Source organism: Klebsiella sp. K47 (assembly GCF_051858335.1).
Lineage (GTDB): Bacteria > Pseudomonadota > Gammaproteobacteria > Enterobacterales > Enterobacteriaceae > Klebsiella > Klebsiella pneumoniae.
Window position 1 is genome coordinate 26457 of the sequence record NZ_JBPYUI010000036.1, and the last position, 14561, is coordinate 41017.

Annotated in this window: 13 protein-coding genes and 1 pseudogene; 5 read left to right on the forward strand and 9 right to left on the reverse strand. The window is 60.7% G+C overall.

The genetic code is table 11. From position 1 onward, the window contains the following. Nucleotides 1–16 precede the first annotated feature (16 nt). On the forward strand, nt 17–2167 hold the full coding sequence (gene fdhF, locus RRF55_RS24435; protein WP_032415100.1) for a formate dehydrogenase subunit alpha: 2151 nt from the start codon (nt 17–19) through the stop codon (nt 2165–2167). A gap of 42 nt (nt 2168–2209) precedes the next feature. Here the strand turns inward: fdhF and RRF55_RS24440 are convergent, their stop codons facing one another. Further along, a complete protein-coding gene (locus tag RRF55_RS24440) occupies nt 2210–3367 on the reverse strand; it encodes a M20 aminoacylase family protein (RefSeq protein WP_004180310.1) in 1158 nt (385 codons plus the stop codon). A gap of 295 nt (nt 3368–3662) precedes the next feature. On the opposite strand from RRF55_RS24440, the gene RRF55_RS24445 reads away from it, so the two are divergent. The 4 genes from RRF55_RS24445 to RRF55_RS24460 all read left to right on the forward strand — a co-directional run bounded on the left by RRF55_RS24445 (nt 3663) and on the right by RRF55_RS24460 (nt 7640). Further along, nucleotides 3663–4862 (forward strand): MFS transporter, encoded by a 1200-nt coding sequence (locus tag RRF55_RS24445; protein WP_004148650.1) that lies wholly within the window; start codon nt 3663–3665, stop codon nt 4860–4862. Nucleotides 4863–4978: 116 nt separating this feature from the next. Continuing rightward, nucleotides 4979–5413, forward strand: a complete 435-nt coding sequence (locus RRF55_RS24450) for a VOC family protein (RefSeq protein ID WP_004184361.1) — start codon at nt 4979–4981, stop codon at nt 5411–5413. 565 nt (nt 5414–5978) lie between these two features. Further along, nucleotides 5979–7211 carry a multidrug efflux MFS transporter MdtM gene (locus tag RRF55_RS24455; protein WP_032415101.1) on the forward strand — a complete coding sequence of 411 codons (1233 nt, stop codon included), beginning with the start codon at nt 5979–5981 and terminating at the stop codon, nt 7209–7211. A gap of 36 nt (nt 7212–7247) precedes the next feature. Continuing rightward, nucleotides 7248–7640, forward strand: a complete 393-nt coding sequence (locus tag RRF55_RS24460; RefSeq protein ID WP_002908370.1) for a VOC family protein — start codon at nt 7248–7250, stop codon at nt 7638–7640. A gap of 127 nt (nt 7641–7767) precedes the next feature. On the opposite strand, the gene RRF55_RS24465 is transcribed toward RRF55_RS24460, so the two are convergent. The 8 genes and pseudogenes from RRF55_RS24465 to RRF55_RS24500 form a co-directional block, all read right to left on the reverse strand. Next, nucleotides 7768–8355 carry a DUF1062 domain-containing protein gene (locus tag RRF55_RS24465; RefSeq protein WP_074193542.1) on the reverse strand — a complete coding sequence of 196 codons (588 nt, stop codon included), beginning with the start codon at nt 8353–8355 and terminating at the stop codon, nt 7768–7770. Nucleotides 8356–8653: 298 nt separating this feature from the next. Beyond that, complete coding sequence (locus tag RRF55_RS24470) at nt 8654–9376, reverse strand: amino acid ABC transporter ATP-binding protein (RefSeq protein ID WP_004143359.1); 723 nt, start codon at nt 9374–9376, stop codon at nt 8654–8656. Continuing rightward, nucleotides 9363–10127, reverse strand: coding sequence for an amino acid ABC transporter permease (locus RRF55_RS24475; RefSeq protein WP_004151161.1), 765 nt, complete (start codon nt 10125–10127; stop codon nt 9363–9365). Before RRF55_RS24475 ends, RRF55_RS24470 begins: the two co-directional genes overlap by 14 nt. Before the next feature lie 63 nt (nt 10128–10190). After that, complete coding sequence (locus tag RRF55_RS24480) at nt 10191–10958, reverse strand: basic amino acid ABC transporter substrate-binding protein (RefSeq protein WP_439419182.1); 768 nt, start codon at nt 10956–10958, stop codon at nt 10191–10193. 92 nt (nt 10959–11050) lie between these two features. After that, nucleotides 11051–11984, reverse strand: a pseudogene (locus RRF55_RS24485) (MurR/RpiR family transcriptional regulator). Continuing rightward, a complete protein-coding gene (locus RRF55_RS24490; protein WP_162869786.1) occupies nt 11950–12927 on the reverse strand; it encodes an ABC transporter substrate-binding protein in 978 nt (325 codons plus the stop codon). The pseudogene RRF55_RS24485 and the gene RRF55_RS24490 overlap by 35 nt, the downstream one beginning before the upstream one ends. Then, entirely contained in the window at nt 12917–13969 is a 1053-nt protein-coding gene (locus tag RRF55_RS24495) for a FecCD family ABC transporter permease (RefSeq protein ID WP_032415103.1), read from the reverse strand. Before RRF55_RS24495 ends, RRF55_RS24490 begins: the two co-directional genes overlap by 11 nt. Then, the coding region (locus tag RRF55_RS24500; RefSeq protein WP_439419183.1) for a FecCD family ABC transporter permease at nt 13966–14561 on the reverse strand (596 nt) is incomplete at its 5' end. The genes RRF55_RS24500 and RRF55_RS24495, both read right to left, overlap by 4 nt.

The window sequence follows — 14561 nt, forward strand, 5'->3', positions numbered from 1 at the left end:
AACAGGTCTGTTACTGATGAAAAAAATCACGAGCGTGTGCCCCTACTGCGGGGCGGGTTGCAAACTTAAACTGGTTGTCGACAACAATAAAATCATTCGCGCGGAGGCCGCCGACGGCGTCACCAACCAGAACCAGCTGTGCCTGAAAGGCTACTACGGCTGGGATTTTCTTAACGATACGCAGCTCCTGACGCCCCGTCTTAAACAACCGATGATCCGCTACCAGAAAGGCGGCGCCTTCACGCCGGTCAGCTGGCAGGAGGCGATTCGCTATACCGCCAGCAAGCTCAAGGAGATCAAAGAGAAGCATGGCCCGCGCGCCATCATGACCACCGGCTCCTCGCGCGGCACCGGCAACGAAACCAACTATGTGATGCAAAAGTTCGCCCGCGCGGTGCTGAACACCAATAACGTCGACTGCTGCGCCCGCGTCTGCCACGGCCCCTCCGTCGCCGGGCTACAGCAGGCGCTGGGCAACGGGGCGATGAGCAACTCGATTAGCGACATCGAAAACTCGAAGTGCCTGCTGGTCTTTGGCTACAACTGCGCCGACTCCCATCCCATCGTCGCCCGCCGGGTAATCAAGGCCCGGGACAACGGCGCCAAAATCATCGTCTGCGATCCGCGGCGCATTGAAACCGCGCGCATTGCCGATCGTCATCTGCAGCTCAACAACGGCAGCAACATGGCGCTGGTAAATGCCTTCGGCTATGTGCTGCTGGAGGAGGAGCTGTACAACAAAACCTATGTCGAACGCTATACCGAAGGGCTGGATGCTTACCGCGAGGCGGTGAAGGATTACGCCCCGGAAGCGGTGGAAGGGATTGTCGGGGTCAGCGCGCGGGAAATCCGGGAGGCGATGCGCATGTTCGCCGCCGCCCCATCCGCCACCATTATGTGGGGCATGGGGGTCACCCAGTTTGGCCAGGCGGTGGACGTGGTGCGCGGCCTGGCAAGCCTGGCGCTGCTCACCGGCAACCTGGGACGGCCCAACGTCGGCGTGGGGCCGGTCCGCGGGCAAAACAACGTACAGGGCGCCTGCGATATGGGCGTGCTGCCGAACCTGTTTCCCGGCTATCAGGAGGTCACCGACCCCGCCGTGCGGGCGAAATTCGCCGCCGCCTGGGGCATCGACCCGGCGCTGATGGACGACCAGGTCGGCACCCGCATCACCGAGGTGCCGCATAAAGCGCTGACCGGCGAGATCAAAGCTTATTATATCATGGGCGAAGATCCGCTGCAGACCGAAGCCGACCTCGGCCTGGTGCGCAAAGGCATCGAGGCGCTGGACTTCGTGGTCGTGCAGGACATCTTCATGACCAAAACAGCGGAAATGGCCGATGTCCTGCTGCCGGCCACCTCCTGGGGCGAGCACGGCGGCGTCTTCACCTGCGCCGACCGCGGGTTCCAGCGGTTTGAACAGGCGATCCCTCCGGCGGGGAATGTGAAGCGCGACTGGGAGATCATTAGCCTGCTGGCCAGCGAATTGGGCTATCCGATGCACTATGAGAACAACCAGCAGATCTGGGACGAGATGCGCGAGCTCTGCCCGCTGTTCTACGGCGTGACCTGGGATAAAATGGGCGATATGGGCCATGTCCAGTGGCCGTGCCCGACCCTCGATCATCCCGGTACGCCATGGCTGTATAAAGACAACCGCTTCGACACCCCCTCGGGTAAAGGGCAGCTGTTCGCCACCGCCTGGCGCGCGCCGGCGGAGCGCCCGGATGACGAGTGGCCGCTGGTGCTCTGCACCGTGCGGGAAGTCGGGCATTATTCCTGCCGCTCGATGACCGGCAACTGCGCCGCGCTGCAGTCGCTGGCCGACGAGCCGGGACGGGTGCAGATGAATCCCGCGGATGCGCAACGACTGGGGATCGCCGACAAACAGCTGGTGTGGGTCAGCTCCCGGCGCGGGAAGGTGATCTCCCGCGCCGACCTCAGCGATCGCATCAATCCGGGGGCGGTCTATATGACCTATCAGTGGTGGGTGGGCGCCTGCAATGAGCTGACCCAGGATAACCTCGATCCGATCTCCAAAACGCCGGAAACCAAATACTGTGCGGTGAAAGTGGAAGCGATTGCCGACCAGCAATGGGCGGAGCACTATGCCTGGACGGCCTACAGCGACATGAAAGCGCGACTGAAAGCCGCTGCCGACGTCTGACCTCAGGGAGCGCAGCGCGCTCCCTCTGCCGCTGCCGGTGGGTTACGCCGCCGGCAGCTGTTTCTCCACCAGCCCCACCCACATGGCGACGCCGGGGCCGATCAGCGCATCGTTAAAGTCATAGCTGGCGTTATGCAGCGGCTTCGACGGGGTTTCGCCGTCGGTGCCTATCCAGAAATAGGCCCCCGGACAGGCCTCCAGCATGCAGGCAAAATCTTCGGAGGCCATCGACGGCGCCTGATTCCAGCGCACCGCTTGCGCGCCGAGAGTGGCGACGGCCACCTCGCGCACCTGCTGCGCCTGCAGCGCATGGTTTTTGGTCACCGGATAACCCGGGAACCAGCTAATCTCACCCTGCACATCGGACACCTGCGGCTGGGTTGCCACATAGCTTTCGATAAGCTCCCGCACGCGGGCGCGAACGCGATTGCTCAGGCAGCGGAAGGTACCGCGCAGCACCACGGTGTCCGGCAGGACGTTGATCGCCTCGCCGCCGTTTATCTGGGTGATGCTGACCACCGCGGAATCCTGCGGCGACAAGCGGCGGGAAGGAATGGTCTGCAGCGCCATTATCAGCTGCGCCGCCGCGACGATCGGATCGGCCCCGCTCTCCGGCATCGCCGCATGACAGCTCTTTCCGCGCAGGGTGATCTCGAAGGCGTCCAGCGAGGCCATCATCGCGCCATCGCTGAGCGCCACTTCGCCAAGAGGGATCCCCGGCCAGTTATGCAGCGCGTAGATGGCGTCCATCGGGAAGCGCTCAAACAACCCCTCCTCCACCATTTTGCGCGCACCGCCGAGGTTCTCTTCCGCCGGCTGAAAGACAAAGTGGACGGTGCCGCTGAAATGGCGGGTCTGCGCCAGATGGGCGGCGGCCGCCAGCAGCATCGCGGTATGGCCATCGTGGCCGCAGGCGTGCATCACCCCGGCGCGGCGTGAACGGTAGCTGACGCTCCCCAGCTCGGTGATCGGCAGGGCGTCCATATCGGCGCGCAGGCCGATAACCGGCCCGGGACCGTTTTCCAGCGTCGCCACGACGCCGGTGCCGGCCAGCCCGCGGTGCACCTGCAGCCCAAACGAGGCCAGCAGCTCCGCAACGCGGCGCGAGGTCTCCTGCTCCTGATATCCGAGCTCAGGCGCGGCGTGAAATTCACGTCGCCAGCCAACGGCTTCGGCGATCAGTGACGGCGATACGGCCATGTATTACTCCTTTCCTGCATAGCGTAATGCTGAATAATCGGTCATGCGTCGCGTTTTTCCCCGTCGCTCACCGGCGTCGGGGCGCTGCCGCTCCCTCCGTTATATCCTGTCGTTACCACGCTGACAACGTCACGAAATGCGGCGGCGGCGCGGCGTACAGCCCACCTGCCGCCCTGCGGTCCTTTTTTGGTAGTGATTTCAACGGTGACAACGGCCAGTCGATTAATTATTATGCAACTCAGGACGGCAATTTGCCGAAGGATCCACTACTGACCTCTCCGTCATCGGAAATAAAATGTTTAACCCAGACCAGAATCGTCTTGCCCCCACGCTGGCGATGATCATGGCCGCGTCGCTTGTGGGATTTATCACCGGCTATACGGTGCCGTTAATCAGTCTTGAGCTGGCGCAGCAGCAGATCGCGCCGCTGTACGTCGGCCTGCTGGCCGCCCTGCCGCCCGCCGGCATGATGATCTCCTCTTTCCTCTCTCCTGCGCTGTGCCGGCGCGTTGAAATGGGCGTGCTGCTGAGCGGCAGTCTGATCCTGCTGGCGCTGGCGACCATCGCCTCATGCATGACTACCGATATGACGCTGCTTTTGCTGCCGCGCCTGCTGACCGGCCTGGCCTCCGGGGTCATTATCGTACTCGGCGAAAGCTGGATCACCGGCGGCGCGGCGGGCAGCCAGCGCGCTACCCTCACCGGTCTCTACGCCTCGGCCTTTACCGGCTGCCAGCTGGCCGGGCCGCTGCTAATCTCCGTCGGCCCAGCCTGGCAGACATCAGCGCTGATAGCGATTGTCGCGGTCACCGCCGTCTGCCTGCTGATGCTGCGCCATCTGCCCACCGGCACTCGTGAAAGCCTCGGGGAGCGCGCCAGCTGGCGCAGCCTCGGCGCCTTTCTGCCGGTACTGGCCTCCGGGGTCTTCTGCTTCGCCTTCTTTGACGCCAGCATCCTCGCCCTGCTGCCGCTGTACGGCATGGACAAAGGGCTGAATGAAGGGCTGGCGGTGCTGCTGGTCACCGTGGTGCTGACCGGAGATGCGATGTTCCAGACCCCGCTCGGCTGGCTGGCCGACCGGGTCGGGATTCGCCGCGTGCATCTGAGCTGCGCGGTGGTTTTCAGCCTGTCGCTGCTGGCCCTGCCGCTGATGCTCGGCTCGCGCATTCAGCTGATGGCCATTTGTCTGCTGCTGGGCGCCGCGGCGGGCGCGCTTTATACCCTGTCGCTGGTGCGGGCGGGGAAAACCTTCAATGGGCAGAAGCTGATTATGATTAACGCCCTGTTCGGCTTTTTCTGGTCCGCCGGCAGTGTGGCCGGGCCGGTAGTCAGCGGCATGCTGATCGGCATCACTGGTTACGATGGCCTGATCGTCACCCTGGTGGCCAGCGGCGTGCTGTTCCTGTTGATTCAGTGTCTGTGCAAAAACGAGAAAACCCTGCTTGCCAGTGAGCAGGAAGATGACATGGACGAGGCGACGGAGTCCGCACGGTAGTCCTCACGGGCTGGCCTGGCGCCAGCCCTTTTTTATGGCCCTCACCGGAGGGTATCCTGTTCTTGCTGGCTCACTGCTGTTAACCATTGCCGGCCCCCCAGCCGAAAGGAAATCCCATGGAAAGTAATACCTTACATCGTGGCAGATTGATCGATCATATTCTGCTGGTTGTCGAAGACTTTGAGGCAAGCAAAAACTTCTATACCGCCGTACTGTCGGCGCTGGAGATCCCGGTTATCACCACCGCCAATGAATACTTGCTGGCCGACGAACTGGTGGTGGCCTCACGCCGCAGCCCGGAGGCTGCCGGGAAACTGACTGGGCGCCACCACCTGGCATTCCAGGCCAGAGATCGTGACATGGTGGACGCTTTTTACCATGCGGCACTGACCCATGGCGGACGTGATAACGGCGCGCCTGGCGAACGACACTATCATCCTGGTTACTATGCCGCTTTTGTGCTGGATCCGCAGGGGAATAATATTGAGGCGGTGTACCATGGCAAGGCTGAGCGCAGCGCCGGGTCTGTTGCGATCAGCTTCACGCAATAAGCGGGCGAAAGTCACATTTTCTTACCTGCGCAATTCCCATAACAAATGTGGGTGTTATCATTTCCTTAATGAATAATTCATACCCATAGCTGAGGCGTCGATGCTGGAAAACCTAATCATCTGATAATCAGACTTCCGACCATCACTGGCCGGACTGATTATCACTGCGCTGAAATCGAATGCGGACACTGGCGAGTGTTCGCCTATTTTGCCCATGATGATGACAAAGGTTTCCCGGTATGAATGTTTCCCCTCAGGAGCAAGCGACTTTATTCATTCTCGTCCCCTGCGGACAAACGCTCCACATCCACGCGATGGCAGCGAGACCCCTCCCTCGCATAAGAAACGTCACCCCCAGCCAGTTAACCCGGTGCGTTATCCCTCTGCCATGCTCGATCACTCCCTCTGCATGCCGTTGCGTTGCCTTACCCAATGACCGTCGCCAGGCGAATTTTATCTTTCGGTTTGTCATTCCGCGGCCAGCCTGTGACGACAGCCGCAAGGGATCCACATCAACCAGGCCCCGATACCAGGGAAACCGTCACCGACCAGGGAGTCTTCGCGTATGAAATTAGCGTTGGGACCGTACATCCGTTTTAGCAGAATCTTGTTATTTCCGCTGGCGATGGTTATCTATGATTTTTCTGCTTATCTGACTACCGATCTCATTCAGCCGGGTATTATCCACATCATCCGGGAATTTGAGGCTGATGTTGCGTTAGCCCCGGCCTCTGTCAGCCTCTATTTAGCCGGGGGGCTGGCATTACAGTGGCTGCTGGGGCCGCTCTCCGACCGCATTGGTCGCCGCCCCGTACTACTGACCGGAGCCATCATCTTTGCTTTGGCCTGCTTCAGCATGATCTTTGTCACGTCGATTGATCAATATCTTATCGCCCGTTTTATCCAGGGAACCAGTATCTGCTTCATTTCGACAGTCGGTTATGTCTCCATCCAGGAGGCTTTTGATGAAAAAGAGTCTATCCGCATTATGGCGGCGCTGACATCCATCGTTTTGCTGGCGCCGGTAATCGGGCCCCTGGCGGGCGCTGGCCTGATGAATTTCCTGCACTGGAAGTTATTGTTTGCGATCATCGGCGCCATGAGCTTGCTGGCCTGGGCGTTACTGATTTTTAACATGCCAGAAACGGTCACCTCTCAGGGCCGGGGGTTTCGTCCGGGAGAGGTATTTTCCGAGTTTGTCCGCGCCTTTAAACAGCCGGTGGTGCTCACGGGCGCGCTGGCGTTGTCATTCAGTAACCTGCCGATAATCACCTGGGTAGCACTCTCTCCGGTGATCCTGATCGATGACGGCGGGATGTCGCGCGGCGCCTATGCCTGGACCCAGGTGCCTGTCTTTGGCGGCGTTATTATTGCCAGCATCATCGTGGCCCGTTTTATCAAGGATCCGACCTCTCCCCGCTTTATCTGGCGCACTATCCCGATACAGCTGACCGGGTTGTTGGTATTACTGGCGGGAAATATTGCATGGTCCCATACCTGGTGGTGGTCCGTTTCAGGAACAAGTCTCTATGCCCTCGGAACAGGCCTGTTGTTCCCCGTATTATTCCGTTTTGCGCTTTTTTCCCACTCCCTGCCGAAAGGGACGGTTTCAGCCACCATCAACATTGTGGCGCTCAGTTTTATGGCGGCCTCGGTGGAAGTAGCGCGCTGGGTTTACTTCCAGGCTGGCGGCAGAATTGCTTTTCACTGCCTGGCGCTGATAGCAGGAATCGTCGTCATCATGCTGGTCTCGCGCTTGTTAAAACTCCGTCAGCAACATCTTCTTCAGCCAGCCTGAAGGTTTAGGCCTTTTTGCCCGCAACAGGAGAACACTATGTTTTCATACATTATGCTGGGAACGAACGATCTGCCACGCGCCATCAAGTTCTATGACCCGTTAATGGCGCTGCTGGGGCACGTCAAAGCCGGCCGTAACGAACAGGGGGCGTCCTGGGGCACCTTCAACGGCAATCACACCTGCGGGCTGTGCGTGGGTGTTCCTTTTGACCAGCAGCCTGCCGGGGTGGGTAATGGAACGATGGTGGCGCTTAACGCCCGCTCCGTCGCACATATTGCGGAACTGCATGCCCTCGCCCTGCAACTCGGCGGACGTGACGAAGGCGGTCCCGGTCACCGGCCGCAGTATGGCGACGGTTTTCACAGCGCCTACGTCCGCGATCCCGACGGCAATAAGCTGGCGTTTGTTTACTATGCGTCTGCAGATTGAATGGCTGCAGCGGAGGTGGCTTATGCAGACGGAGATAAGGGAGTCAGGACGGCCAACTTCGCCGTCCTTATTCACCGAGGAATAAAAAGCCAGCAGCTCAAGCGCTGCGGCTTATCTTCCCGGCAAGTTATCTACCGCAAAGTGATAACGTAATCCGGCGTCGCGCATACAGCGTTTCCGCCGCCAGCTGAAAATCATATTCCATCGCCTTCAGCTTTTTCGTCTTGAGCTGTTTTAGTGAAATACCCTCGATATGCCCTGTCGCGACCAACCACCGGATTTCAGCCGTACTCAGCTTGAGCTGTTTTTTCAGTATTGATAGCAGGCTGATGCGAAATGGCTGACTGACTCTGACGCGCACCGTTATCCGCTGACATGCCATCAACGTAACCGACCATTGCTCGTGAATACGAAAATCAGGTTGCCCCGACGGCTCGGCGCGGTTGCGCTTCAGCGTCGCGAGGTCAGCGGCATAATAGTGAACCATGGCTGCATCGTTCTGCAGCAGGCGCTGAAGCAGTTCACGGTTTATCTTGCTGACGTGCAGCCTGGAAAACAGGGCGATATTCCAGGTGTAATCGCAGCGCGTGCATTTATAGATGCTCCAGATATCCAGCAGCTTCTTTTGCGAATTCACCCGGATGGCGCCGGAAGGCGCGAAGTCGCGTTTCACATTGCAGGCGGGGCAGCGTTTGGCAATGTGCTGATACCCCACGGGCGTGACCGTCCATGTAACTGTCATAACGTACCTTTTTTAACCCATACGAAACCGAGTCCGTCATTAACGGACCATGATTTTTGGCGTATGAAAAATAGTTAATCGCTATTTTTCAGTGGGTTAAAAAAAGATTTCCAACGTTATTTTCCTGGAGAAGTCCTAATCGACACCCTGAGATTAACAAAGGGGTTATCGCGGGATATATGAGCCCAGTCAATGTTTGCGCGGATGATTAAAAGCTTCGTCAATACACTCGGAATGCTCAGCGGGCTGGCCTGGCGCCAGCCCGCTCGGTTTACAGCACCTTGCTGAGGAACGCGGCGGTGCGTGGGTTGGTCGGCGCGCTAAAGATCTGCCCCGGCTTGCCCTCTTCCTGAATCACGCCCTGGTCGATGAAGATCACCCGGTCGGCCACTTCGCGGGCAAAGCCCATTTCGTGGGTCACGATCACCATGGTCATCCCCTCGCTGGCGAGGTTTTTCATCACCTCCAGCACGTCGCCCACCAGCTCCGGATCCAGCGCCGAAGTGGGCTCATCGAACAGCATTATCGACGGCTTCATCGCCAGCGCGCGGGCGATGGCTACCCGCTGCTGCTGGCCGCCGGACAGGCTCGAGGGCCAGGCGTCGCGCTTATCGCTTAAGCCCACCTTCGCCAGCAAGGCTTCCGCCAGGTCGATAGCCTGCTGGCGCGGCATATTGCGCAGATTCATCGGCGCCATGATCAGGTTTTCCAGCACCGTCATGTGCGGGAACAGGTTAAAGCGCTGGAACACCATGCCGACGCTTTCGCGCATCTTGTTGAGGTCGGTGGTCCGGTCGTGGGCGGCAAAGCCGTTAACCACCACCTCGCCTTCGCTGACCGTCTCCAGGGCGTTCATGCAGCGCAGGAAGGTGCTTTTCCCCGAGCCAGACGGGCCGATGATGCACACCACTTCCTGCGGTTTAATATCGCAGCTGATGCCGCGCAGCACGTGGCTGTCGCCGAAGCGCTTATGTAAGTTATTAATGTGAATCACTTTTGCCAAACCTCTTTTCCAGACGGTTAACCAGCTGCGCCAGCAGGAAGGTGATCACCCAGTAGACCAGAGAGATGGTCAGGTAGGGTTCCCAGTAGGTGGCGTAGGCGCCGGAGACGGTGCGCGCGGCATAGGCCAGATCGGCCAGGCCAATCGCCGAGGCCAGCGACGAGTCTTTGACAATGGCGATGGCGTTATTGCCCAGCGGCGGCAGAATACGGCGAAACGCCTGCGGCAGGATCACCTTGCGCATGGTTTTCCACCACGGCATGCCCAGCGCGCGGGAGGCCTCCATCTGCCCTTTGTCGATCGACTGGATGCCGGCGCGGAAAATCTCCGACACATAGGCCCCGGCGTTAAGGGTGATCGCCACGATGCAGGAGAGGAACGCCCCGTAGCTGGCGCGCAGCTCGCGGGCAAAGTCGGCGCTCATCAGGCCGCTGGTCACCAGCAGGCCGTCGCGCGGGTTGATAAACAGCGGCACCAGCGCAAAGTGCACCACCATAATCTGCACGAACAGCGGCGTGCCGCGGAAGGCGCTGACGTAAAAGCGCACCGGAAACTGCACCAGGTAGCGGAGAATATATTTCCACGGCCCGTGCTCGGCCTTCGCCATCCGCCCGAGACCGAGAGTTAACCCCCACAGCGTCCCGAGGATCACGCAGATAATGGTACATTTAATCGTCATCAGGGCGCCGTCCACAAACAGCGGGCCGTACTCCTCGATGATCTCCCAACGGAATCCCGTCATAGTCCTTCCCTAAAAAATACGGCTATCGCCTGGGCGATAGCCGTGGTCACTGAAAAAGGTGGATTATTGCGCTGGCAGCGTCGGCACGTTGTCGTCGAACCAGGTTTTATAGATTTTGGCGTAAGTCCCGTCAGCAACGATCTTTTGCAGCCCGGCGTTGATTTTGCCCAGCAGTTCACTGTTGCCTTTCGCCACCGCAATACCGAAATACTGACGCTCAAATTTAGCATCCGGCACCAGCTTGAACTGCTTCTCCGGGTGCTGTTTGATGTAGTACTTCACTACCCCGACGTCGCCTACCGCGGCGCTGACGCCGTCCTCAAACAGCTCCTGGAGCATCAGCGGGGTATTGTCGAAGCGCTTGATCGCGGTGCTGTTTTTACCCAGCACCTCAGAAACCACGATATCGCCGGTGCTGGAGTTCACCACCCCGACCTTCTCGTTTTTCAGGGCCGCCAGCGAATCCACCTGCGAGTCCTGAGCGACGACGATAGACTGTTCGGCCGGGAAGTACGGCGCGGAGAAATCGATCATCTGTTTGCGTTTATCGGTGATGGTGATCCCGGAGATGATGATGTCGCGGTCGCCGGTGTTCAGCGTGGCGAAGATGCCTTCCCATGGGGTATTGACCAGCTTAACGTCAAAGCCTTCGGCTTTGGCGATGGCTTTGATGATGTCGATGTCGAAACCTTCCAGCTGTTTCTGGCTGTTTTCAAATTCAAACGGCCGGTAGGTGCCGCCGGAGCCGACGGTATAGGTTTCCGCAGCCGCCTGTCCGGCAGCCGTCAGCGCGGCTATCATGCAACACGCTTTGAGCAAATTCTTGACCATGAGATTTCCTTTTTATGCATTTATTTTGCATAAAAATACACACACTCACTTTTATATGCAACCGGAAACCTTCCCGCTGGTGAATTATCTTCTCAATGGCCCCGTTTACCGCCGGATTTACCGATAGCCCGATGCAGATCGTTGATTCGTTTCAGGGATTTCACCGTTTTTTGTGGCGTGGTAGAGGCCACCGACAGGACAATCATCTCGAGACAGACCAGCACCGTACCGTGCAGCGGCATCCGGCTACTGTCCCCGCCGCGCGGGACGTCGATCACCACCTGCGCCTCCTGGCTGAAGCGCGAGTCCACCGCCTGGGTCAGCAGGATGGTCGGAATACCCAGCCGCTTCGCCTCGCGCAGGGTGGTCAATCCTTCGCGATGGGGAGATTTTTGCCCCATCATGATCAGCACATCGCCGCGCTGCAGGCCGATAAGCTGTTCGGCAAGGCTAAAGCCCGTGCGGTTCATCACGTACGCCGGCAGGCCAATACGGCTGAACAACCGGGCGGTGTATTCGGCGAGGATCCCCGAGGCGCCGATACCGAAGATCCCCACCTGGCGCGCGTCGCTGAGCAATGCCACCGCCTGAGCCACCGCCGCGCGGTTGTCGGCCCGCGACAGGACCTCGCACACCCGCTGATGGCCTTCAAGCACAAAATCAATACTGGAGTTGACGTCGCTGGAGAGCGCGGTAACCGTCGAGCGCATCTTTTCCGCCGAGGTGACCGAGGTGCCGAACCAGCGCTCCATGGTCTGCTTAAGCTCGCGCAGCCCGGCGAAGCCCAGCGCCTGGATGGCACGCACCACCGTGGCGTCGGAGGTCTGGGTCGCGGTGGCGATCTCCATCGCGGTATGCTCCAGCACCACCTCGCGGTTGTCGTTGATATAGCTGACCACCGCCCGCAGCCGGGGGGAGAGCTGGTGCGCCCGGGCGCGATAGCGTTCGCCGAACAGATCGACTTTGCCCTTCTCTTTTTTTACCGCGCTTTTCATTTGGCCTCCGCCGGGATCGGCCTGCCGGCAATATGCGACTGCACCTGGGCCACCATCAGGGACAGCGCGGCGTAGGAGTTAGAGATCACCTCTTCCCGCGGCAGTAAAATATAGTGCCCGGTGCGGCAGGCGCGCATAAAGTCGCACCAGCCGGGCATCACGCCTTCCATCGCCTGCAGCTCATCCTGCGGCTTACCGCCGGTATCCGACCGCCAGGTGGCGAAGACAAAATCAGCGTCCAGCTCCGGCAGCTGTTCCGCGCTGACGTCAATGCGCTGGCCGTCGGGGAGCCGCTCAATCAGCGGCGGAAAGCGGAACCCGGCGTCGCGCAGCACCCGGCCCAGCGCATGATACGAATGATGCACCGTGACCTTGCCGTTGTTCGCCTGGATCACTGAGACGCTGTACTGCGGTGGGTTGACCATCGCTTTCAGTTGTTTAATTTGTTCCTGATAGCGGCGCTCGAGGATCGCCAGCCGCGGCTGGGTGCCGGTCAGCTGCGCCAGCTTGCGGTAAATCTCCGGGGCGCTGCCCTGCAGATGGTCGATGCTCACCGTCGGGGCAATCTTCTCCAGTTGCTCTACCGACACGTGGCGGCTGGGCTCAGTGATGATCAGATCCGGCCTGGCGGCGGCTACCGCTTCCAGATCGATATCGGCGGTGCCAATAAAGCGGATATCGCTGTTGTCGAAATCGACGCCGGTGAGCTGGGCGCTGGATCGCAGGTAGTGGCTGCCGTCCGGGCGCGTCCGGCCGTGGCTGGCGATCGGCGGCGCCCCGAGCTCAATCAGCGGAATGGTAATGTCGAGATCGTGCATCGAAACGATACGCTGCGGATGCAGCGGCACGGTGACGGTGCGGCCTAAATCATCGGTGAAAGTTTGAGTTTGTGGGGCGGCGGCGCTGACGGCCCCCGTCAGCAACAGCAGCAATGAGACGAACCAACGCATACTACCTTCCTGGTTAAAGGGCATCACGGCGACGCCAGAGCAAGACAACGAAGAACGGGCAGCCCACCAGGGCAATGACAATCCCCGCCGGGATCTGCAGCGGGGCAAACGCCAGCTGGCCAAGGGTATCGGTCGCCAGCACCAGCAAGGCGCCAATCAGCGCGCTGCCGCACAGCAGCGATACCTGGCCGCCGCGCAGCACAAAACGCGCCATATGCGGCGCCATCAGGCCCACAAAACCCAGGCTGCCGACGCAGGAGACGCTGGCCGAGGTCAGCAGCACCGGCGCAAAAAAGCGCAGCACCGTCAGCTGCTGCAGACGTACGCCGAGGCCGATGGCGGTCCGGTCGCCCAGCAGCGCCACGTCCGCCGCCCGGGCGGTACAGAACAGGATGATGGCCCCGGGCAGCGCCCAGCAAAAAGCCACCGCCAGCAGCGGCCAGGTGGCGGCCTGCAGGCTGCCCGCCAGCCAGATCATCGCCGTCTGCACGTCGCGTACGTCGGCGGTGGTCATAAAGATGCCGACCGCGGCCGCCAGGCTCCAGGAGACGCCGATGCCAATTAAAATAAAGCGCGGCCGCGAACAGTCGCGGGCCAGCGTCAGGACCAGCAGGGCCACCGCTATGCCGCCGACCATCCCCGCCAGCGGCCGCCAGACCAGGCCTACCGCCGGGAAAAACAGCACCAGCGCCAGAACCACGATGCTTGCCCCCTCTTTGACGCCGATCAGCCCCGGGTCGGCCAGCCCGTTACGGGTGATGCTCTGCATCGCCGCGCCGGCCAGCCCCAGCATGGCCCCGCACAGCAGCGCCATCAGGATCCGCGGCAGGCGGATATCAAACAGAATAAAGCGCGGCTGCTCGCCCATCTCCTGGGGCGCCAGCAGGGCTCGCGCCAGCGTCGACGCGGGCAGCGGATAGCTGCCGCGGCTAAGGCTGTACAGCCCCAGCGCCAGCAGCGTCAGCACTATGCTGGCGGCAATTTTTAACGCCGCAGGACGCAGCAGCAGATGACGGGAGGCGAAAGCCAGCGGCCGAAAACCGGCCCGGTGAACGGCGCGCGTCATTTAAAAAAACTCGCGGCGATAAAGATAAACAACGGCGCGCCCACCAGGGCGGTCATCGCTCCGGTGGCCAGCTCCTGCGGCGCGACCAGCGTCCGGGCGGCGATATCCGCCAGCACCAGCGCCAGCGCTCCCACCGGCGCGGCCAGGGGCAGCGCCAGGCGGATGTCTTCCGTCACCAGACGGCGCACCATGTGCGGCACCACCAGCCCGACGAAGCCGATCGGCCCGGCCACCGCCACCGCCGCGCCGCACAGCAGCGCAATCGCCAGCAGGCCCAGCAGCCGGGTCTGGACGAGATTAACGCCAAGGCCCAGCGCCACCTTATCCCCCAGCGCCAGCACGTTGAGGCGTGGGGCAATGAGCAGCGCGACGCCAAGGCCGATCAGCGCTGGAACCAGCGCCGTCTGCAGCGTGCTCCAGTTCAGTCCGGCCAGGTCGCCAGCCAGCCAGGTGCGCATCGCCAGCAGCGTCTGTTCATCGAGAATTAATATCGCCGCCGTCACCGCCGACGCAAACCCTGACAGCGCCACTCCGCACAACGTGATGCGCAGCGGCGTCGCCCCGCCGCGCCCGGCAGAGGCCAGCGCCATCA